At 41.8% G+C, this 22,291-nt stretch carries 21 protein-coding genes; 6 read left to right on the top strand and 15 right to left on the bottom strand.

From position 1 onward, the window contains the following. The first annotated feature begins 1 nt into the window (after position 1). A complete protein-coding gene (gene ruvC / locus SHALO_RS15175; RefSeq protein ID WP_037960023.1) occupies positions 2–475 on the top strand; it encodes a crossover junction endodeoxyribonuclease RuvC in 474 nt (157 codons plus the stop codon). Here the strand turns inward: ruvC and thyX are convergent. The 7 genes from thyX to fliK form a co-directional block, all read right to left on the bottom strand. Continuing rightward, positions 472–1,086 carry an FAD-dependent thymidylate synthase gene (gene thyX, locus SHALO_RS15170; RefSeq protein WP_069479265.1) on the bottom strand — a complete coding sequence of 205 codons (615 nt, stop codon included), beginning with the start codon at positions 1,084–1,086 and terminating at the stop codon, positions 472–474. The two genes, ruvC and thyX, sit on opposite strands and share 4 nt — an antisense overlap. 12 nt (positions 1,087–1,098) lie before the next feature. Next, the gene (locus tag SHALO_RS15165; protein ID WP_069479264.1) at positions 1,099–1,368 is read right to left on the bottom strand and encodes a DUF2442 domain-containing protein; all 270 of its coding nucleotides are present in this window, start codon (positions 1,366–1,368) and stop codon (positions 1,099–1,101) included. Further along, a complete protein-coding gene (locus SHALO_RS15160; protein ID WP_069479263.1) occupies positions 1,361–1,627 on the bottom strand; it encodes a DUF4160 domain-containing protein in 267 nt (88 codons plus the stop codon). The genes SHALO_RS15165 and SHALO_RS15160 overlap by 8 nt, the downstream gene beginning before the upstream one ends. 54 nt (positions 1,628–1,681) lie before the next feature. Next, positions 1,682–4,180: a flagellar hook protein FlgE gene (gene flgE, locus SHALO_RS15155; protein WP_069479262.1), complete on the bottom strand. Its 2,499-nt coding sequence runs from the start codon at positions 4,178–4,180 to the stop codon at positions 1,682–1,684. A gap of 87 nt (positions 4,181–4,267) precedes the next feature. Next, positions 4,268–5,950 carry a flagellar hook-basal body complex protein gene (locus SHALO_RS15150; RefSeq protein WP_069479261.1) on the bottom strand — a complete coding sequence of 561 codons (1,683 nt, stop codon included), beginning with the start codon at positions 5,948–5,950 and terminating at the stop codon, positions 4,268–4,270. A 13-nt stretch (positions 5,951–5,963) separates the two neighbouring features. Further along, the gene (locus SHALO_RS15145) at positions 5,964–6,659 is read right to left on the bottom strand and encodes a FlgD immunoglobulin-like domain containing protein (protein WP_069479260.1); all 696 of its coding nucleotides are present in this window, start codon (positions 6,657–6,659) and stop codon (positions 5,964–5,966) included. Between the two features lie 19 nt (positions 6,660–6,678). Continuing rightward, complete coding sequence (gene fliK, locus SHALO_RS15140) at positions 6,679–8,226, bottom strand: flagellar hook-length control protein FliK (protein WP_238585259.1); 1,548 nt, start codon at positions 8,224–8,226, stop codon at positions 6,679–6,681. A gap of 212 nt (positions 8,227–8,438) precedes the next feature. On the opposite strand from fliK, the gene typA reads away from it, so the two are divergent. The 4 genes from typA to SHALO_RS15120 all read left to right on the top strand — a co-directional run bounded on the left by typA (position 8,439) and on the right by SHALO_RS15120 (position 12,304). Then, on the top strand, positions 8,439–10,238 hold the full coding sequence (gene typA / locus SHALO_RS15135) for a translational GTPase TypA (protein ID WP_069479258.1): 1,800 nt from the start codon (positions 8,439–8,441) through the stop codon (positions 10,236–10,238). 79 nt (positions 10,239–10,317) lie between these two features. Continuing rightward, a complete protein-coding gene (locus SHALO_RS15130) occupies positions 10,318–10,875 on the top strand; it encodes a LemA family protein (protein WP_069479257.1) in 558 nt (185 codons plus the stop codon). A gap of 7 nt (positions 10,876–10,882) precedes the next feature. Continuing rightward, entirely contained in the window at positions 10,883–11,851 is a 969-nt protein-coding gene (locus tag SHALO_RS15125; protein WP_084010997.1) for a DUF3137 domain-containing protein, read from the top strand. Beyond that, positions 11,852–12,304 (top strand): flagellar basal body-associated FliL family protein, encoded by a 453-nt coding sequence (locus tag SHALO_RS15120; RefSeq protein ID WP_069479256.1) that lies wholly within the window; start codon positions 11,852–11,854, stop codon positions 12,302–12,304. It abuts the gene before it with no gap. Here SHALO_RS15120 and SHALO_RS15115 read toward each other — a convergent pair. The 8 genes from SHALO_RS15115 to SHALO_RS15080 form a co-directional block, all read right to left on the bottom strand. Further along, the gene (locus SHALO_RS15115) at positions 12,288–13,379 is read right to left on the bottom strand and encodes an MFS transporter (RefSeq protein ID WP_069479255.1); all 1,092 of its coding nucleotides are present in this window, start codon (positions 13,377–13,379) and stop codon (positions 12,288–12,290) included. The genes SHALO_RS15120 and SHALO_RS15115 overlap by 17 nt on opposite strands. Beyond that, positions 13,376–13,837 (bottom strand): RDD family protein, encoded by a 462-nt coding sequence (locus SHALO_RS15110; RefSeq protein WP_084010995.1) that lies wholly within the window; start codon positions 13,835–13,837, stop codon positions 13,376–13,378. The genes SHALO_RS15115 and SHALO_RS15110 overlap by 4 nt, the downstream gene beginning before the upstream one ends. Before the next feature lie 6 nt (positions 13,838–13,843). Continuing rightward, positions 13,844–14,452, bottom strand: coding sequence for an orotate phosphoribosyltransferase (gene pyrE, locus SHALO_RS15105; protein WP_069479254.1), 609 nt, complete (start codon positions 14,450–14,452; stop codon positions 13,844–13,846). An 8-nt stretch (positions 14,453–14,460) separates the two neighbouring features. Next, positions 14,461–15,021 (bottom strand): ribosome recycling factor, encoded by a 561-nt coding sequence (gene frr / locus SHALO_RS15100; RefSeq protein WP_025346322.1) that lies wholly within the window; start codon positions 15,019–15,021, stop codon positions 14,461–14,463. Further along, positions 15,008–15,964 carry a polysaccharide deacetylase family protein gene (locus SHALO_RS15095; protein WP_084010993.1) on the bottom strand — a complete coding sequence of 319 codons (957 nt, stop codon included), beginning with the start codon at positions 15,962–15,964 and terminating at the stop codon, positions 15,008–15,010. Before SHALO_RS15095 ends, frr begins: the two co-directional genes overlap by 14 nt. A gap of 5 nt (positions 15,965–15,969) precedes the next feature. Then, complete coding sequence (gene secG / locus SHALO_RS15090) at positions 15,970–16,305, bottom strand: preprotein translocase subunit SecG (RefSeq protein WP_037960056.1); 336 nt, start codon at positions 16,303–16,305, stop codon at positions 15,970–15,972. Positions 16,306–16,393: 88 nt separating this feature from the next. Continuing rightward, on the bottom strand, positions 16,394–18,790 hold the full coding sequence (locus SHALO_RS15085) for an HD domain-containing phosphohydrolase (RefSeq protein ID WP_069479253.1): 2,397 nt from the start codon (positions 18,788–18,790) through the stop codon (positions 16,394–16,396). Between the two features lie 2 nt (positions 18,791–18,792). Then, the gene (locus SHALO_RS15080; RefSeq protein WP_069479252.1) at positions 18,793–21,009 is read right to left on the bottom strand and encodes a CHASE2 domain-containing protein; all 2,217 of its coding nucleotides are present in this window, start codon (positions 21,007–21,009) and stop codon (positions 18,793–18,795) included. Between the two features lie 220 nt (positions 21,010–21,229). Between SHALO_RS15080 and SHALO_RS15075 the strand changes: the two genes are divergently transcribed. Beyond that, positions 21,230–21,931: a methyltransferase gene (locus tag SHALO_RS15075; protein ID WP_069479251.1), complete on the top strand. Its 702-nt coding sequence runs from the start codon at positions 21,230–21,232 to the stop codon at positions 21,929–21,931. Positions 21,932–22,291 lie beyond the last annotated feature (360 nt).

Genomic DNA, 22,291 nt, shown 5'->3' with positions numbered 1-22,291 from the left:
AGTGGTTATTTTAGGAATCGATCCAGGCACACGAAATTGCGGTTATGCAATCCTCAAAAAAGAGAGAAATAGTCTTGTATTAATTGAAGCAGGGCTTATCAAAATTAAAGAAAAAATACTCCAACATCAGATTATGGAGTTGGTTGAAGGAATCGATACGATCTTAAAACATCACACCATTGATGAAGTCGCGATTGAAGATATTTTTTACGCGTATAACCCTCAAACGGTGATTAAATTGGCACAATTTCGTGGAGCATTGAGTTTGAAAATTTTGCAAACGATTGGTAATTTTAGCGAATACACAGCGCTCCAAGTTAAAAAAGCCGTAACAGGCAATGGAAAAGCGGCTAAAGAGCAGGTTGCGTTTATGGTGAAGAAGATTTTAGGGATTAAGCAAGAGATTAAACCCTTGGACATTACGGACGCAATAGCTATTGCCATCACGCATGCCCAAAGGGTTAAGGTGAGTTAAGAGGGTTCGTTGATTGAAAAGAGATACTTATGCTCTTCAGGAAGGGCATTGTAAAGTGCATGGGCTAGATTTTGAATCTCCCAGAGTGCACTTTTATCACTGCGCAGTGATAAAAAGTTTTGAAGGCTTCTGGCATTGACTGTCCATGTCAGTTCGGTCTTGTAGCTCTCTGGAAGGCAGTATTTTGCCTTATCGTTGCTAATGCCCTCCACGAGTACTAAACGAAGGTTCTCAAGTGCCTTAATGCTCATGGCATCGACCATCTCCACACCCGTTAAAACCAAGTATTTTGAAGCGCGCTCCATATCTTTACATGTAAAGCTCTCTTCGTTCTTTAACTCTTTAAGGGTATAGCGTGTGGATTTAACCGAAAGTGACGCCATACGGTGGCGTGCTAGCTCTTGAAGAAGCGCACGCGATACGCCTTCGATGTAGAAGTTATAGACAAGATGTTCAAGCGTTGAAGCATGTTTAAATTTATTGCCAACACGATCGATGAGTTCTTTGTCTTTTTCGCCGCCTTCGTCGCTTTTGTCAAAACTTTGCCAGCATGTGCGAATGGCATCGGCACAAATGAGGAGGGGAGTGTAGTGGTTGAGTGTAATTTTCATGATGATCCTTGTTTAAGCGCTTGCTTGATTGATATGGAATGTACCATTTTCTTTACATTTTCGGTACAAAGATTCTGCGCTTAATTCCAATCCATTTTTCCAGCACAACGCTCCAAAATCGATAAAACATGCTTGAAAATAGTCCAAAGACTCAAGAGGTTTTGTTAAAGAACTTTGCGTTTTTACCATATAGGTAAAATCAAGTATACCTGATGAATTATCTGAAAAATAGAGTTTTAAAGTATAGTTATTTTGAGGTTCAATTTTTATAAGATTAATCATTATCTGCTCCTGCAATTTTTTCTAAAGGTTCAAATATTTGGGCAAGTTCCCAGTTGTGTTTTAACTCTTCTTGGTGTAAAAATATCCAATCTTTTAAAATAATCAGCGCTTTTTTGGGAAGATGACCTTTGATGATTTCACCTGATTCAATAGATATAAAAGCAGTAAAACCTTGATATTCAACGTGGATGTGCATTGGAGGATGGTCATCATGGTACATTCTGATGACAATACCAAAAAAGTAGGAAATAATAGGCATAATGAGTCCCTTAATTTTTGGGACTCATTTTAATATATTTTTGCTAAAAAATGGTTATGTCATTTGAAGAAGTACATTAAGCATTTCATCGGCGGTGGTAATTACTTTTGAGCTAGCTTGGTAACCTCTTTGGATAACGATTAACTGAGTCAGTGAGCGTGAAAGATCCGCGTTACTCATCTCTAAAGCACTGGATTGGATGGAACCTTTACTTCCTGTACTGGCTTGTCCAACAATCGCTGTACCCGAGTTGGTGGTTGAAATATAGCAGTTACCACCATCGCTCTCTAAGCCCGTTTCATTGGTAAACGTTGCCATAGCCACTTGTGCAAGGGAAAAACTGTAACCATTACTAAAACTACCAATGATAGTACCCGTTTCATCAATACTAATACCCGTTAAATCTCCACCTGCATAACCATTTTGATTAATACTTGAGGTACTAGAGTCTTTATCAAAACTGGTGATACCATCAAATTGACCGAGTGAACCAAAATCAAGTGAAACACTTTGATTAGAGGTTGAGCCGTTATTGGCAGTATAGGTAAGGTTTCTTGGCGTATAGGTAGAGAGTGAACCATCGGAGTTAAAACTAATGGTACCTGTAACAATATTTTCAGGTTCAACGCCACTGTTAAGTTCACCTGGTTCTGGTACTGAAATAACCATTGACCATTCCGTACCACCAGAACTACTTGTGCCTGTTTTAGTGTATTGGATGGTTAAAGTGTGTTTTGAGCCTAAAGAGTCATAGATTTCAGTGGTAGTTGTTAAGGCTGCTGCATAGATATTTTCAGTAGTTCGTGTGGTTGTTCCTGCTGTGAGTGTTCCTTGAATAGCATCCATAACAGAGATAAAGCTATCGTTTTGCGAGATATTCGTACCTGTTAAGCCTGTAACGGTCAAATTAAGATCATAATCTTCACTTGTCTCATCGGCAGATTTAAGATTGGTTCCAGATTCAATCGTACTTGTTCCCGTTCCTGATGCGGTTGATCCTAAAGGAAGGGTAACGGTTTCAGTTGTTAAAGCTGCATTAATAGTAGCTGCTGGAACAGTAGCACCTGCAAGATAGGTGGTTCCACCAATGACGGTATCGGCAGATAAAACAATGCCAACACCTAATACAGAGCCTGTAGCCAGTGTCACTGAGTGATTGGATAATATCGAATTAAGTGATGTCTCATCAATGGTATCATCTTCAATAAAATCTCCATCATCTTCGTTGAAAGCATCGCCTGTGGTATTTGAAATTTCAAACTGACCAGAATCATTGACGATAATGCTCACACTATCGTTAATGTCAGAAGCACCATCACCTGTGTAATCGACATTGGTTCTAGCGTCTGTCTGCATCGCATTTCTTAAATCTTCGGTAGTTGTAAAATAGCGTGTTTCAGAATCATCATAGTCGGTAGATGTTGTTGCTCCTGATGAGGTATAGGCATATTGATACGCGGTAATGACAGATGTGGTATCGATTTCAGTGGTATCGGCAGTACTAGCCACAATTTTAATGTTTCTTGTTGCAGAAGTTGTACCCGTTGAGTTGTCATTGCTTAAAACGATTTTATTACCACTCGTCACGGTTGCGGTTACACCCGTAGAAGCCGTTTGTGCATTGATTAAGCTGGCAAGTTGTGTTGCGGCATCATCTGCATCGGTATAATCTACAGGACCGCTATTGGTAATGGTGGTTCCATTAATGGTAATATCTAAATTAACAGCCGTGTAATCACTAATGGTCACACTTGTCTCAGCATCGGCATAACTAATCCACGAACCTTGTCCCTCATTGAGACTAATGGCTTCACCATCAGAATCGTATAAAACACCAAAATCAATCCCTCTTTCAGTGAGCTCATCATCAGAGGTAAACAAATTAGAACCTGAATCATCTTCATCATGAACTTCTGCTGTATCTTTAACACCATCGCCATCGGTATCCACCCAACCACTGTTAGAATCAAGTGAGTAGATAGATGTTTTATTGGTTCCAACGCTCGTACCTGAATCAAGGTTCGCTTTAACGGTTACTTTGGTTGTAGCACTTGCAGGCGTTGTAAGTCCTGGAGCAATCGTGATATTGGTCACAGGTGAAGTGGTATCAATTTCGCCTGTATCTTCATCTTGTAACCATCCTTGAACGATGTAGCCGTTGCTATCAACAAAGTTACCATCGGCATCAAACTCAAAATCACCATCGCGGGTATATTTGTACGTGGTTCCACCATCAGGAGAAACAACGAAAAATCCAGAACCGCTAATCGCAAGATCCGTATCTTTATCGGTGGTTTCAATGGAGCCTTGTGAAAAAATCTTCGTAACGGTACTTACGGTTGTTCCAAGACCAATCTGGGTTGAGTTTTGACCACCCAGTGTTCCAGTTGGTGCTGTTGCAATAGACGTTGTTTGGCTCAAGAGAGTTGCAAAATTTGCACGGCTGTATTTGTAACCGGTGGTATTAACATTGGCAATATTGTTTGATTCAACGTCCATAGCCGTTTGGTGCGCTTGTAATCCGGTAACGCCGGCCCAGAGTGCTCTCATCATAGCGTATCCTTTAATCTTTTATTAGGAGGTATTTGTGTTTTTAAAAGCAATTTTTATTCCATTTCGTTTTTTGTTACTTTTGCAATATTATTGCTTCATGTTGATTGCATTTTGAAGCATTTCATCACTGGCGGTAATGCCTTTAGAGCTTGCACTAAACGCTTTTTGAACAATAATAAGCTCGGTCAATGCGGTTGCTAGATCAACGTTACTGGCTTCTAGGGTACTAGTAGCGATAGCGGTACCTGATGTGGTATTTCCATCAGCATCGGTATAAAAAATAGCGTCACCACTGTTCGCAGATTCACTAAAAAGTGTGGAAGAAACTTGGGTTAAACCTTGATCATTTTGAAAATGATAAACGGCGATTTTAGCGATGGCTGAACTCTCACCATTACTAAAGCTTGCAATGATATTGCCATTTTCGTCGACGCCGTATCCCGTTAAATAACCCTCCAATGAGCCATTGTAATCAGCAATATTGGTTTTATCGATGCTAGTACTGGAGATCATGCCATCAAAACTATCCGTCTCTCCTAGATCAAGCGTTAATGTTGTTCCTCCATTATCAAGCGTTGGAATAGTATTGCTTGCAAGGGATCCATCACTATTAAAGGTTAAAGCACCTGTTTGGGTATCGACAATTTCATACACTTTATTGGTAGATTCATCAACGTAATACAAAGACGTATCGTAGGTTTTGGTGCTGTCGTAATCTTCATAATAGCTGTAAATGTTTACAACAGCATTCCATGTGGTTCCCTCTTCCCCTTGTGGGACCACTTTGGTAAAGGTCATATCTAAAATATCCTTATCCCCATCCGAACCAATAACCGTCATTGTAAAATGCTCTTCATTGGCAACTTCTTGGGATGTTTGAAGGACAGCGGAGGAGACCGTTAGGTCGCTGGTTGTATTGAGTCCACTGACATCATAATCCGAAAGAGTCCACTCTAAGTTTTCATCTAATGTGGCATTGACCGTTTGGCTTAATCCATCGGCATCTGTTAATGTAAGAATTATGGTATCGCCCTCTTGTGGGTCAAGGGCAGCCGTTGTATTTGAAACGGTACCACTGAGTGTAACGGTTTGCGAAGAAGAGGCCGTTACCGTTGCAGGGTAGTCTGCGGCATCCAAATCAAGGTTCACCGTATCAACCGTCACGGTAGGATCAAGATTCGCAGCATAGGAAGCTTCTGTAGTCGCAACGGCTGGATAGTAAAGCAGTTCGGGTAGTGTAACAGATGTTTGATCTCCGACCTCTCCGAGTGCCACATCATCCAGTTGCGTAATGGAATAGGCTTGAAGCGTTGTGTCTACTGTGCCAAACCCTTCTAGGGTCTCTTCATCAAGTGTGGTTGTTGTGACGTTATTTCCCAGTGTTACCAAAAGATAGTTTCCATTAGTATCGACGAGATTACTGTTGGCATCGAGTGAAAAACTTCCTGCACGAGTGTAATACGTAGACCCATCAGCCCCTAAAACACCAAACCATCCTTCATCTTCAAGCGCTAAATCAAACGTTCTATCGGTCGTCTCAAGCGAACCTTGGGCCATATTGAGTGCCGTGGTTTGACTGGATGCGCCCATCCCAAGATCATTGGTAGAAGCGGTTGTGCTTGAGAGAACACTGGAAAAAAGTGATGAAATTTCAGCGGTACTGCTTTTATAACCAGTTGTATTGACATTGGCAATGTCATTGGCAACAACATCCATCGAAAATTGATTATTAACAATACCTGAAATACTATTGTAAAAAGAGCTATTCATAGGGGGATCCTTTTTACGATTCGCTTAATTCATAAATTTCAACGACATCACCAATTGAGTAGTAATTAGACCCAAGTTTTAACTTGATCTCTCCATCGTCGTAGTAGACAGATTCAATAGGATAGACGCCTAAAACGGTTGTATCTGAAGTGCCATCAGGATCTGTATAGGTGGCACCAACACTGTAATAGCCTTCATCTACGGCATTTCCTTCATTATCAAGCCCATCCCATGTAATGGCTACGACACCACTCTCTCCTGCAGCTGTATCACCTAAGTCAATGGTACGAACTACATTACCATCAGAATCAGCAATGGTAAGTGTCCCATCGGCAATTTCATTTGGGAAATAGACTTCGAAGGTCATCTCTTCACCCTCATACGTAACATAGTTCGATCCTAAGCTAGCCATCTTACCAATAGAAGAAACTGCATTAAAAGTGGTGGAAGACTGGAGTTGTGATGAAAGCTCATCTAAGGAATTGGCCGTATTTTCAGATGCTTCAATCGAAGCAAGTTGTGAGGTTTGCGTTAAAATCGTCTCTGTATCCATCGGATCGGTTGGATCTTGGTACTGTAACTCGGTGACAAGCAAGGTTAAAAAGTCATCGGTGTCCAATGAAGAAGATGCCGTTGATGTTGTTGTACTTGTCGTAGTGGTCGATGTGGTTCCAAGAAGGCTTTCATAACCGGTTGTTGTGGTTGACATAATAGATCCTTTTTTTATGTTAGACGTATTGAGGAATGACAATCTCTAAAAGAGTTGTCTCTTCTTCACTTGATTCGGTGGTAAATTCATCTGAACTTCCACTACTATTTTTTTGATTTTGTTGTGCTTGTTCTTTGTTGCTTTGATCACTAAAATTCATCTCTAAATTGGTAAAGCCCATATTGATCAGGGCACTTTTAACATCATTTTGGTTTTGCGTAAAGAGTGACATCGTGCTGGTGTTGGACGAAATTGTTACATGTAAATTGTTGCCTCTGGTTAAAAGCGTTACATCAACATCGCCTAAACTTTGAGGACTTAAGGAGAGTTCAACCTTCATAATAGGCGGCTTGTACGCATCAATCTTCTCTTGAAGATCACTTGCAAATTGGTTGAGGCTCTCTTTAACCGTAGCTGTTTTGGATGTTATCTCTTGTCGGAGCGTTGTTTTAAGATCATTTTTAATCTCCAATGCGGATTGTGAATCCTCTGATGAGGTTGATGTGACTTCACTCTCTTCACTGCTTACGAATTTTTGGCTGAGTGCAATCTCCTCTTCCGCAGCTTCATCGGAAGTTTCATCAGTTTTAAGGGTTGTTAACACACTATCAATACTCTCGTCTTCCGTGCTTACACTGTCCGTCACTACTTCATTGACGCGTGTTGTGGATGTTTCCACGGAGGTATCATCGCTACTGAGACTTGCATTTTCTGCCGTGAGTGTTTTTTTAGTTTCGTTAGTATTGGTTACTTTTTGAAGAAGCATATCCAAAGGTTTAGTGGAGGTTTCGGTTGTCTCTTCTTGAAATGCTTGCACGGTTTGTTGTTTTTCGTTTACTTCCAGTGATTCTGCGTCACCATCGGTTTGGGTGCTTAAATTCTCTTTTGAGATAAGCTCGCTTAACATCGAAGATTGAGAGGATGTTTGCGTTTGGGTAGATTGTTTATCGAGCAAACTCATAACACTTGAAGCCGTTGTAGCAAGACTTACATCACTTTGAGTTGTGCTTTGTGCGGTTGTAAGGGCTGTTTGCAAATCATCAAAAAAGTTATTTTCAGCCAGTGTTGGAAACTTGGCTTGGAGGCTTTGCGCACTTTCAGTTGAGATGGTAAGTTTTTCTAACCCAAGGTTGTATTTTTGCGATAATGCCAATAAATCGCTCACATTTTTAACACTGGCAAACTCTTGGCGTGTGGTTTCACTCGCCACTAATTTTTCTAAACTTGAAGAGGCATTAAGTGTTGGAAAAACCGTCGCTGTTGGATCTTCTTGGAGTGTGCTTACGACACTTAAAAGGTCTTCCAATAAATGTTCATCAATGCTTTTTGCTTCGCCTTCGCTGCTGAAAAGTTCAAGCGTATCTTCTTCTAGTGTTGTCACAGGAAGCGCTGTTTCGCTAAGCGTTGTTTGCTCTTCTTCACTTGCGTATTGTCCAAGAATCATTGAGAAAAAACTCTCTGAAAAAGAGCCATCACTACTCTCACTTTTCATCGTTTCTGTTGATACAGAAGCTACGGGAAGTGTGCTTGTGGACTGCGCAAAAGAGAGAAGATTTTGCATCATCATTGCCTTACAATTTATTTTAGAGATAATTTCACACTTTTAACAAGCAATACTCATTCCAGTTTTTAAAAGTGAACACCAAAAATGCTTTACATGTAATGGAATTTTGAATTTAGTCAAGAACGTGGTATAATGAAGCATATTTACTTCATCAAACTACACCAATCACGTACGTTTTATAAGATGTAAAAGTCAAAGTTTACGAGGAGAATTTTTTGCAAGAGTTTAGAAATATTGCCGTGATAGCGCACGTTGACCACGGAAAAACGACCTTAGTCGATGAGCTGTTGAAACAATCAGGTACCTACACAGCGCACCAAAAAGTAGAAGAAAGAGCCATGGACAGCAACGATCTTGAAAAAGAGCGTGGCATTACCATTCTTTCTAAAAATACAGCTATTCGCTATAAAGAGACTAAAATTAACATTATCGACACTCCAGGCCACGCCGACTTTGGTGGTGAGGTTGAGCGTGTTTTAAAAATGGTTGATGGTGTTTTATTGCTGGTTGATGCACAAGAAGGCGTTATGCCTCAAACCAAATTCGTGGTTAAAAAAGCGCTGAGTCTTGGTCTTTGCCCGATCGTTGTTGTTAACAAGATCGACAAACCAGCGGCAGATGCAGAGCGTGTTGTTGACGAAGTGTTTGACCTTTTAGTCGCCCTTGGAGCGAATGAAGATCAACTCGAATTTCCTATCATTTATGCAGCAGCGCGTGATGGTTATGCCAAATACAATATGAGCGATGAGAACAAAAATTTTGAGCCTCTTTTTGAGACCATCCTCAAACATGTTCCTGCCCCTTCAGGAAAACCTGAAAATCCACTTCAACTTCAAGTCTTTACCCTTGATTACGACAACTACGTTGGAAAAATCGGTATTGCACGTATTTTTAACGGAACGATTAAGAAAAATGAGACTGTACTACTGGCTAAAGCCGATGGCGAACAAGTACGTGGACGTGTTTCAAAACTGATCGGTTTTCACGGTTTGGAAAGAATTGACATTAACGAAGCAGAAAGCGGCGACATCGTAGCGGTTGCTGGTTTTGAAACCCTTGATGTAGGTGATAGTTTGGTTGATCCAAACAATCCGATGCCTCTTGATCCTTTGCACATCGAAGAGCCAACACTTTCCGTTGTTTTTGGTGTCAATGACTCTCCGTTTGCGGGACTTGATGGCAAATACGTCACATCGAACAAAATCAATGAGCGTTTAGAATCTGAGATGAAAACAAACATCGCAATGCGCTATGAAAACGCAGGCGAAGGTAAATTTAAAGTCAGTGGACGTGGAGAGCTTCAAATCACGATTTTGGCTGAAAATATGCGTCGTGAAGGTTTTGAATTTTCACTTGCGCGTCCAGAAGTTATTATCAAAGAAGAGAATGGCGTCAAATTAGAGCCATACGAGCACCTTGTTGTCGATGTTCCTGATGAATTTACAGGAACGGTTATCGAAAAACTGGGTCGTAAAAAAGCGGAAATGAAAGCAATGAATCCAACGGGTGATGGTCAAACGCGTATTGAGTTTGAAATTCCTGCACGCGGACTCATCGGTTTTCGTGGACAATTTTTAACCGATACCAAAGGTGAGGGTGTTATGAACCACTCCTTCTTAGACTTTAGACCTTTAAGTGGAGAAGTTGAACACCGTAAAAATGGTGCGCTTATCTCTATGGAAAGCGGTACAGCGATGGGTTACTCACTCTTTAGTTTACAAGAGCGCGGTATGCTTTTCATTGATGTACAAATTAAAGTTTATGCAGGTATGATTATCGGTGAGCATTCACGACCGAACGATTTGGATGTCAACCCAATCAAAGGTAAGCCACAAAGTAACGTGAGAAGTAGTGGTGCTGATGAAGCGATTAAACTCGTTCCACCACGCAAAATGAACCTAGAATTGGCACTTGAGTGGATTGAAAACGATGAATTGGTGGAAGTAACTCCTATCAACATTCGTATTCGTAAAAAATACCTTGATCCAAACCAACGTAAACGTATGAGTCGCTAAGAAGTTTTTACATGTAAAGATTTTGCCGCCATTATGGCGGCAAAATCGTATCATCTCTGAACAATACAGGAGGTTTACGATGGAAACGTTTTTGGTTGTTGCAGGTCTCATTTTTCTTCTTGTCGTGTTTATGTACAACACGCTTATCTCCAAAAAAAACCAAGTCGATACCATTTACGCAGGGCTTGACGCCGTTCTTAAAAAACGACATGACCTTCTTCCCAACCTTGTCGCAAGTGTTCAAGAGTATATGGTGCATGAGAGCATCACGCTTGAGAAAATCACCGAACTTCGCATAAAAGCCATGACACACTCCCTTGATAGCCGCGAAACCATTGCTTTAGAAAAACAGCTCTCTTCCATGCTTGGCAATCTTATGGTTGCGGTGGAAAACTACCCCACGCTCAAAGCCAATGAAAATTTCTTACACCTTCAAGCAACCCTGAGTGAAGTTGAAGAGCAAATCTCTGCCGCAAGACGCGCTTACAATCAGAGTGTGAATGATTATAACAATGCGATTGAGATGTTCCCGACCAATTTTATGGCAGGTTTGATGCACTTGGAGCGCAAAGAGGTTTTTAGCATTCCAAAGCAAGAACGCTCCTCCGTCGATGTGAAAAACCTTTTTCAAAAATAGGTAAGCTTTGAAACCACGTCTTGCCTCTTTGCTGGATTATTACTACGAGTCAATGTACCCAACGCTTCAAGCATTGGAAGAAAAGCGCTTAACCATACTCTCTTCGCTTAAAAAAGCTGCGTTGATGCTTGTGTTTTTGGGCACAGTGCTCTTTTTCGTTTTAAGTCGTACGAATGTTTTTACTCCCCTGCATGCTTTTTTGCTCAGCGCCATGAGCGGTTTCCTCATCTTTATGTTTATCTATCGCCATGAACGCGCAGGGTATGACTCGTTGTTTAAAGATCTGGTGATTGAGAAGATGATCCATTTTTTAGACCCTTCGCTGATCTACACGAAAATGGATTCCATTGATGAACGTGAATATGAGCGTAGTGAGCTTTTTAGCGAAGCCTATGATCGTTTTTCGGGCAAAGATTTGGTGTGTGGCGAGATCGAAGGGGTGAAGGTTCGTTTTTGCGATTTACATGTAGAGAAAAAAGTGCGTACCAAAAACGGTAAAGAGGAGTGGAGTGACATCTTCTCAGGGCTTTTTTTTGTGGCAGATTTTAACAAAACCTTTCACGCCAAAGTGGTCGTGCTTCCCGATGTGGCTGAGCGCAGTTTGGGAATTTTAGGCACATGGTTGCAAGGTGTAAATCCCAGTAGAGGTGAGCTTATCAAGCTTGATCATGTGGCATTTGAAAAGCTTTTTGTGGTGTATGGCGATGATCAGATCGAGAGCCGCTATATTTTATCGCATGCTTTGATGGAGCGCATTGTTGCTTTTCATCAAAAAATCGACAAGCCCCTTTACCTCTCATTTGTAGATTCAAAACTATTTTTAGCCCTGCACTACACCAAACCGCTCTTTGAGCCGATATTAACACGATCGTTGTTAGAATTTGAATCAATCAAAGCGTATTTTGAACTTTTGACGATGATTACGAACATTGTGACTGAATTTAAACTCAATGAAAAATTATGGAGTAAACGTTAAATGTTTAATGAAAGACTACTCAAACTCTCTTTAGGTTTTATTTTTTTGTTGATTCTTCTTGGATTTATTACGATTAATTATATGCTTAAAGACGATGGCACTCAATCTTCGTACGAAAAAACTCCCTCAACGCAGGCTAATAATGTCAGTAAGAATGCAAAAGAGCTGAGCCTTGATACGATTTTTATCAACATAAAAGCGCAAAAGTATAAGATTTTAAAAGCCGATATTGCGTTGGTTTTGAAAAACAATGCGACCAAAAAAGAGCTTCAAGCCAATATGGACAATGTGCGCAATGCCGTTTTGCAGTATCTTAGCACCATGGATGCAAATGGGCTTGAAACGTTAAATGGTAAAGATCGCCTTAAAGAAGAGTTGATCGAGATGTTGGAAAATACATTTGGGTATGAGATCGAGACGATTTACATTAAAAATTTTATTCTCTCACCTTGAAAAGCATCAAGCTTCCAAGAGCGAGCAGTGCCACCAAACTGGCATACAAATAAAGATACTCCCCATAAAAATAGCCTGCTAACAAGGCTCCCACAAAACCTCCAAGCCCAAATGAAAAGCCATAGTAAAATTGTCCTGCGAGCTTTTTATGCGCATAAAGTGTGTACAAAAGGCTGAGCGCTGCGGTGTGATGCAGGGCAAAGCTAAAGGCATGCAACGATTGTGAAGCGTAAGAGATCCACAGCGATGAGGGGAATAAAAAGAGCAAAAACCAACGAAGGGCTGTTGCTAAAACACCCAGTTTGATAAGCGATAGAAGGCTAAAACGCTTGAGTAATGGGGATTGAAAATAGAACAGCACAATCTCGCAGATAACACCAAATGCCCACAAATAGCTCGTCATTTCAAGGCTGATGCCGTGCGCCGTTTCGTAAATGGTAAAGAAGTTATAAAATCCCCCAAAACTGACCTGCATTAGAAAAAGACTGATCCATAAATACTTTACATGTAAGAAGTTAAAAGGCGCTTCGTTCGTGGCATTTTCAGTTGTAAAGTGAACATTGTTTTGGGTTAGCCAATACGCAAAAAAAGCGGTCAAACTGATGGCTAAAAGCAGGTAATGCAAGCCATTGGTGTAATGTTCCAAGTGACGCGCTAGGATAATGCCAATCAGCATAAAACCGATCGAGCCAAACAGGCGCGATCGTCCAAAGCGCTCTTTTTGCAAATGCTCCATCGCATAGGTTTCAATGTACGGTAATATCATGCCAAGACACGCACCTAGAAGCATATTAGGGAGCATAAAGAGGTAGAAGTGGTGAATGGTCGGGTAGAACAGCATAATGGCAAGAAGCGCCCCACAAAGCGCTGTATAAAAGACTTTTTGGGTGAGCTCAAAATGTTTGAGAAAGAAAAAGGGGACAAAAAAACGCATCAAAGGCGCTAGTGCAAAGATAGCTCCGATTTGAGGAGCACTGTAATCAAGTGTTTGTAAGATTTTAGGCATAAAGATGACATACACACTGGTAACAGAAAAGTAGGCAAAGAAAAAGCCAGAGATTTTAAAAAAGATCATTTAGGAATAGGGGCAGTTTGACTCAAAATATCATACAGCGCGAGGTTGTCTTTGCGCAAGAGTGGCACAAAAAGTCCAAGGATACTCACAGCGGTAAGTAGCAGTAGAATATAGCGCACAATGAGTTGTGTTAATGTGGCACGTTGTCCTGTTTTAAGATCGATCAGTACAAGGTCATACGCTTTGTAGCCGGGGGTTTGAGCGTTTCGTTTGAGAAAGAGGGTCGTGAGAAAACCATACGGAATCAGAATAAGAAGCCAGCCTTGCAGCATGTGTGCTGCAAAGCCTTCGCGTGAACCGTAAATCAGGTAAAAAACAATGTACAAAATCGGCATCAAAAGCATAAAAGAGTCGACGACAAAAGCTTTGAGGCGTCTTTGAAAAGGTGCGATGGTCAAAAGAGGCAAAGTGCTTTTGTGCTCTTTTTTGCCCCTTTTTTTAGTCGCTCTCCACCGCATTAAGACTTAGTTTCCTCTGCTACCTGGTTTGATCGCCACGCTTCCTTCTTTGCACAAAGGGCATTCGCTTGGCTCGTAAATGTCAAACTCAAAATCAGCCAGTGCGAAAAATGGTGCGTCGTTTGGAAGTTTACATGTAGGCTTGCCCACAAGATCGCTTCCCACACGTTTACAAAAACCACGGTTCGCAAGGGCTGCAAATCCAACGATCACGCCACCCATACTTTCAGCAATGTTTGCCGCTTCTAAAGCCGAACCACCGGTCGTGATGATGTCTTCACAGACCAAAATTTTCTCACCTTTTTTGACTTCAAAACCTCTGCGAATCGTCATCTCACCGTTCACACGCTCCGCGAAAATGAAGCGTTTACCAAGGGCACGTGCAAGCTCGTAGCCTGCTAAAACGCCACCAAGGGCCGGGGAACAGATGGTGTCGATCTCTACGTTGGAAGCGTTGATCATTTTGGCTAATTCAACGGCTAATTGCTCTGCAACTCTAGGATCTTCCAACACTTTCGCACTTTGAAGGTAATAGCGTGAGTGCTTGCCACTGCTGAGTAAAAAGTGTCCCTCTAACAGGGCATTGGCATCTTTATAAATTTTTTCAACTTGCATATTCGCCCTTAAATTTTTAGGAGTTCAGATTCTTTTTCTCTTACGAGCTCATCGACTTTTGAAACCGTTGCATCGGTGATTTTTTGCACTTCGTCTTGTCCTTTTTTAGAACCATCTTCCGTGATAATTTTATCTTTTTCGAGTTTTTTCACTTGATCATTCGAGTCTTTACGAACATTGCGAATCGCGATTTTGGCTTTATCGCCCATCGCTTTGGCTTGTTTGGCACCCTCTTTACGTTGGTCTGTTGTCATTGGAGGGAAGAAAAGTTTAATGGTCTCGCCATCGTTATTCGGATTGACCCCGATGTTCGCTTGCATAATTGCTTTTTCGATCTCTCTGAGCATCTTTTTCTCCCACGGAGAAATCGTAATCGTCGTCGCATCGGTGGTTAAAACAGTCGCTACTTGGCTAAGACCGGTTGGTGTTCCGTAGTAATCAACATGAATGTTGTCTAAAATGGTGGTAGAGACCTTACCACTGCGAATCGTCATAAAGTCGCGTTTGAGTGCCGCGATACATTTTTCCATATGCTCTTTTTGTTCAGCATAGATTTTACTGAGTTCCATATTTATCCTTTACAAGTAGTTTCGTTGAAATTTTATTGCCCACGGAGACAATGATCCGTGTGCGCTCTTTGGTGAGTATTTTATTGATCTGAGCTTCAAAAACGCCATCGCTTAAACTGACCTCAAAATAACCCTGTTCACTGATGTAGATGCCACCTTTTTGTGCGGTGGTTTGTGCCTTTACATGTAAAGAGGTAAGCTTGCCATCTTCGAGCAATACGCTAGGCTTAAACCATGTGGTTTCAAGGGCTTTATACTTTAAAAATCCCTCTAAATTACTCTTGCCAACCAACGCGGAGCGGTCTAAATCAAGCGGATCGCTAAAGCTTGCAACTGCACCCATGTTTTGGTTTACAATCGCTTCAAACCCATAGCTTTGCGCGATGGCTTTCACACGCGGACTAAACTCACCAAACGGGTAGGAGAAGTAGCGCGGTTTCATGCCAAGGCGTTTTTCAAAGAGGTTTAAGCCTTCATCAAAATCTTTTTTAAGCGCTTCGTTGCTGAGTTCGCTCATGTGCGGATGATTCAGTGAATGAAACTCTAAAGCGCCGTACTTGGAGATTTCACGAAGCTGTTCCCAACTCATATAATCGCCATACTTTTGCTCCGTAGCTCCCACATAAACGAACATCGAAAAAGGGTAGTTGTACTCTTTAAAAAGGGCTAAACCATGCTCATAAAAACTTTTGTAGTTATCATCAATGGTAAGAACGACCCAGTTATCGGGGATGGGTTCTTTAGCGTGAAGGGTGTTAACCAGTTTTTCAAGGGGTATCACTTCGTAGCCATTTTTTTTGAAGAAATCAAACTCTTTGCGAAGCTCTTCGAGCGTTGTATTGGTTGTGGGGTATCTGGCATCGTTAAAACGATGGTAGATGAAGATATGGGCATCGGCCCACATCATTACACCAAGACACACCACAAGCCAAAAAGATTTCATGCTGATTATTTAGACGTTGGAGCTTCAGGGGCTGCTGGTGCTGTTGTCACAGGAGCTGGAACACTTGGTACAACGCTTTTTTCGATTTTAATATCTTCAGCAATCGATACTTTTTTATCTTGGTTGTAAAAATAACCTAATGTGAGCGTATTTGCAATAAACAAGATTCCTACAATAAAGGTGAATTTTGCCATGAAACCTGCTGGTCCTTTTGCACCAAAAAGAGATTCATTGCTTCCACTGTAAGCGCCAAGACCGATAGAGGAGCTTTTTTGAAGCAGTACAGAAACAGTTAAAATAGCGGTTAATACAAATTGTAAAACCAATAAAACGGAGGTCATAAGGGAAGTCCTTTGTTTTTTAAATAATGTAGAACTAAGGATTATACCCAAAACGGGTTAAAAAATCGTTAAAGTGACTTTTGCGTCCTTAAGGCTTCTCAAAATCAAGGACGATCTCATCGATGCTACGCTGTGGTAAAAACGCTTTGGCGTACTCCAAATAGGTGCCAGAGGTGTAGAAAAATTTCACAAGATCAACATCAAGTTCACCCTCTTTTGCCATGGCGTAGAGAATTTTCATCGCCACAGAGAGAGGCATGCCTGCTTTATAGGGTCGATCACTCGCCGTGAGGGCTTCAAAAATATCGGCAATGGCTAAGATGCGCGCTTCAAAGCTGATTTCATCGCCTTTGAGCCCTTGGGGATAGCCTTTGCCATTGAGCTTTTCATGGTGGTTGCCTGAAATTTGAGGAATTTGGCGGTATTTTTTAGGAAAAGGAAGGCGGTTTAAAATATCGACGCTGAGTTTGGCATGGGCATTGATAATTTCGCGCTCTTCAAACGTGAGCGTACCATTTTGTGTGCTCAAATGATGCGCTTCATCCTTGCTTAAAATCGTGTAGGTCTCATCGCCAATCTGCCACGCTTGCGTTGAAAGGGTTTGAATCTGCGTTACGGCTTCCTCGCTGAGGGGCGTATCGCCTTTATTGCTCGCTTGGATAAGTTTGGACGCAGCATGCAAGGTTGCAATTTTTTCTTGATACTGTGTTTCAAGCGAGCTCACATTTTCCTGTTGGTTACCTTCTAAAAGGGCAAATTTATCTTCCAAAAACTTTACATGTAACGCTTTTTGGATCATCTGAATACGACTCTCGACAAGCTCAATGCGGTCAAACAAGGTTTGGAGTTTCGTTGCTTTATCCATCACGTGTTCAGGCGTTGCGAGTTTGCCTATGTCGTGCATGAGGGCTGCAAAATTGATCTGTTTGATCTCATCACTGCTAAAGTGTTTATGCGCGTAGATGTTCGTGTCGTGGTTAATTGCTTCAGCGAGCATGACACTCAGCTTGACCATACGTTTGACGTGTCCTGCGGTGTAGGGCGATTTCTTGCCAATGGCAAAAATGATGCTTTTCAAAAAAGATTCCAAGAGCGTTTCAAGCCCTTGAATCAGTGAGGTGTTGGTGATGGCAATGGCGGCTTGAGATGCCAGTGAGAGGGTGATTTTTTCATCTTCATCATCAAATAAGATGACGTTATGGTTTTGCTCATCCATTTTATTGAGCAGCTGTAACACGCCGATGATCTCTTGTTCGTGGTTTCTCATGGGAATGACCAACATGGATTTAGAGTGGTAGCCTGTTCCTTGATCAAACGTTTTCGTGCCATCAAAGGAAAATCCAATGGCTTCATAAACATCAGCGATGTTAATCAAACGGTTTTCAAGTGCGCAAGTGACGGCGACCATCGCTTTATTGGGCGTGCCATTTTCAAGATTCAGAGGAAGTGGTGACCACGTGATTTTTCCACTTGTTCCTCCCATCTTAATATTCAGTGAGTCGGTTTGCACCACTTTAAAATGAAGATGCTCTTTCTCTAGAAGATAGAGTGTTCCTCCATCGGCGTGCGTGAGATTTTTAGCTTCGGTGACGATCATCTCTAAGAGAACATCAAGGCTCTCACTTGCCGAGAGAGCGGTGCCAATTTCGGTGAGTTTTTGAACGCGCTCGTCATTTTTTGGAGTGTTTAAGGTGCGACTGAGTGCGCCAGAAGAGAGCTCAATCCTCTCGCCATCACGCAAGACCATCTCTTCTTTAATACCAATCTCACCAAGTTCTTGAATAATCAACGCCGCATGAAGCGGTTTGAGATGGTTGATGTAGAGTTTCAAATCGGTGCGAGTGAGCTGTTTGAGTTCTTGTTCAAGAAACTGAGGCGTGAGGTGTTTGCTCTCGGTCGCAATTTTGACAAAGTGGTTGGGGAACGAAACATCGATGATGAGCGCTTTGATGGAAGGCGTTTCATTGAGTTTTTGCCACAGTACTTCGTTGTGGAACGTGTCGCCTGAAAAAAGCACGCTGCTTCCGTTTTGTTCGATGATGTATCCGCAACACGGCACGCTATGATTGGCTAAAAATGGGGTGAGCGTGATGCCCTCTTCAATGGCGTAGGGTTGATTGGGTTCTATTTCAACATACGCGATGGCTGGCTTAGTTGAATTTGGCAGATGAATGTGACTAAAATCGGGCCAAAGCACGTCATTAAAAAGATGCTTTTGCAGGGCTTCAATCGTGTGGGGAAGTCCGTAGAGGTAGAGCGTTTCAGTGCGTTTGGTAAAAAAATGGTCGATCAAAAATGCGGTATCGATGATGTGATCTAAATGAGCGTGGGAGAAAAAAATACGGTTTACATGTAAAGCCTCTTCGCCTAAGGCGTGCATAATATTGCCCGCATCAATCAGTGTATGGCGACTCACCTGAATGCAGGTGGTAAAGGCGTTTTTGGATCTGCTTCCTTGAGCACCTAAAATGCGAATAAAACTCATACTTATCCTTTGGTTGTGTGTACAAAGACACCGTTAAATGCAAGAGGTGAGAAGGCGATGTAGTGTGCGCAACGCTCACAATAGATGCCATAAATGGCTTCATTGGTTTTATGCTCTCTTTGGTTCAGTGCTTCAAAACGCGTGAGTGCTTCAGCAAAACGCGCCTCTTGGTAAAGGGCAATCGCTTCGTGGTGAAGCCTGAGCTCTTCTTGGAGTTCTTCATAACGGACTTCGTAAAGTGGCTCTGTTTGTGGCGCATCAAAGTCGTGAATCTGCCACACTTCAACAGGCTCATGTTTGCCTTTGACGGTCACCAAATCTAAAAAACGAAAAATGTAAGCACCTTTGAGTTTGGCTTTGGTGAAATGCGAAATGGTAAGGTGCGAATGGTAGTATTTGCAGAGCGACTCAAGGCGAGATCCCAGGTTGATCGCATCACCAATGACCGTATAGTCGCTGCGACTGCTTGTTCCCATCTCGCCGACGATCGCAACACCCGTATTAATCCCAATGCCAATGTCAATGATGGGCATATTTTGTGACTCTGCCATCAATGCAATAGGTGCAAACTCAGGATTTGCTTTGAGCTTGGCATTAAGCGATGTGAGGTGATGGAGCTGTTCGAGTGCCGCATGGACGGCTTTATCGGCATGATCTTCCATGCTGATGGGCGCGTTCCAATACGCCATAATCGCATCGCCAATAAATTTATCGACCGTGCCACCACTGCGAATAATAATCTGACTCATCGGGTCCATATAGGAATTCATGAGGTGAATCAGCGACTTTGCATCGCCCGCCGCTTCCGAAATCGCGGTAAAACCTCGCACATCAGAGAAAAAGATCGTGATCTCTTTTTCCACGCCTTGCAAAATGTCATCCTCGCTTGCGAGAATGTTATTCATAACCGCAGGGCTGACTTTGCTGGCAAATTTATGTTTGATCAGCTCTTTTTGCTTGATCTCTAGAAAATAGTTAATCGCTTGCCCGATGATAAACAGAAGGTTGATTGCGCTTAGAGGTAAAATCGTGTTGAACAAAATTCCTTGGTAGATCATACTGTAGTAGTGGGTTAGAACGATGATCAGATTGAGTGCGATGAGCGCCAGAAAGCTGAAAAAGGCACTTGGAAGAAGCAAAATGGCAAAGGTGATAAAACAGAGCAGAACGATGCTCAAAAGATCAACCCCACGCGTCCAGACAGGTTTGGCGATGTAATCTTGATGCAAAATGTTATCAATCGCGTTGGCATGCACCTCCACACCTGCGTAAACGCTATCAAATGGCGTACTTCGCAGATCCAAAAGTCCTGCCGCGGAGGTGCCAATAAGCGCGATTTTATCTTTTACATGTAAAGCATCAACGGTGTTGTTGTAAACATCAATCGCCGAGATGTATTCGTAGCTGTGTTGACTTCCACGGTAATTCACCATCAAGCGTCCAAAAAAGTCGGTGGGAATAAGATGCTCTCCCATCTCAATGTGACGAAGCCCACTCTCGTCGTAAACAATGCGAATCTTTTTTTCTCCCAGCGCAATACGTGCCATTTCAAGGCTGAGGGAAGGGTAGAGCACTCCATCGTACTCCATGACCAAAGGAATGCTACGCACAATCCCATCACTATCGGGAATCGTGTTGAAATAACCACTTGAATACGCCTGTTTTTGAACTTCTGGAATATTCAAAATGGCACGGTAGGGTTTGATAAGCGATGAGTGGGCTGGTCGGTTTTGCTCGATGATAATTGCCGCAGATTTTGGGTGACCTTCTGGCGCGATGGAATCAGGCATAAGCGCAAAAACATAGCCCACAACAGTGGGTGTTTCCGCAATGGTTTGAGCAAAAATAGCATCGTAATTGGGTACATCTTTATGCGACAATCCAAGCTTAGTTAACACGTTGTGTGGTGAGCTGTTGTCCGCCTCAGCAAACACAACATCGAGCCCAATAATCGCAACACCCAGATCAGAAAGGTTTTGCAGCAGTTTTGCCATTTTATCCCTGCTCCACGGCCATTGCCCGAGCGCTTTGAGACTCTTTTCATCAATGTCGATAATCACAATGTTCGCATCGCCTTGAATCTCTCCACGGCTTTCAAGCATCAAATCTTTGATCTTATGCTCAAAAGGTTGCCAAAAATGGTTCAACGAGAGATAGCCTCCAATGCAGCCAGCCATCACGACAAATGTAAAAAGAAGTTGTATGAGGCTTTTTTGCATGGTCTAAAATGTTCCTGTAATGTTTGTAAGTGCCTAGAGTGTATCGCACGTCATTTAGCCATCTTTCAGCGCTTGTTTGAGTGTGCTCCCTAATTCTATGAAAAGATTTCTTAAACTACTATTGGTACTTCTTCTTCGCTTTACATGTAAAGACCAAACAGTCATTTTTTAGCCACAGGAGGGTATACTTTTCCAAAAAAGAGTGGATATCCCAACCGCAATGATCGCACAACATACCAAAGAATTTTCCAAAAATGCCCATCGTTATGATGACCATACCGCGTTGCAACAAGAGATCGCGCGTTATTTGATTGCGCGTATTGATTCAAAGCCTCAAACCATTTTAGATTTGGGGTGTGGCAGTGGGGCTGTTTTTAAAAATATCCCTTGGAAGATCGCGCACTTTACAGGCGTGGATAGTGCTCAAGGTATGTGTGACCTGCATCCTACAGGTAAAGAGGTTGAGATTTTCTGTGAAGACTTTGAATCGCCTACGCTTTTCTCTCGCCTAACCCCACCGTTTGATCTTTTGATCTCCTCGTCTGCACTGCAATGGGCGAGGGATATTGAGGCGCTAATCGCGCAAATAAGCCTTACATGTAAAGAGGGGGCGTTTGCTATTTTTACCGATAAAACCTTTGAAAGTATCTACCATGTAAGCGGGCTTCCCTCGTTCTTACCTAACGCCAAAAACCTGGCAGTTCAGTTTGAAAACTACTTTACATGTAAGCATGAAATCAAAACCTATCGCCTCTTTTTTGATGACAATCGCTCCGCCTTTCGCTACATCAAAAAAAGTGGTGTAAGTGGCGGAAAAAGACGTTTGAATGTGGCACAAACCAAGGCGCTCATTCAAAATTACCCACACGCCTACCTTGAGTTTGAGGTTCTTTTCATTTGGGGTACTCCTTCAAAAGCTTAATTATATAAATTAGTTATTATAATTATAATTGTAAAAAATATTTAACTATTCTTCTGACGTAATTATAATTAGTTTTACTAATTATAATTATTAGTAAAATTAACATAAACTCCGATAAAATAGATATTTAGTTAAATAAACTTAAACAAAATAGACTACTTATTTGTCCATTTTTTCATAAAAAGTGAAAAAATAATTTACTAAATGTCAATTAAAATTAACTTTTTACCCTCTTTTGAGAAAAATTTTTTATTTTTTTTCAATCTTTATCTTTCGACAAATAGGGCATTTGCACTGCATATCCCATTCTTAGGGCAATCTACCTTCAAAAATGTAAGTTATTTATAAGATTTAACCTTT

The sequence above is a fragment of the Sulfurospirillum halorespirans DSM 13726 genome, from assembly GCF_001723605.1.
Classification (GTDB): domain Bacteria; phylum Campylobacterota; class Campylobacteria; order Campylobacterales; family Sulfurospirillaceae; genus Sulfurospirillum; species Sulfurospirillum halorespirans.
Note: the sequence above shows the minus strand (reverse complement) of the source record. Positions and strands in the feature narration are given on the sequence as shown.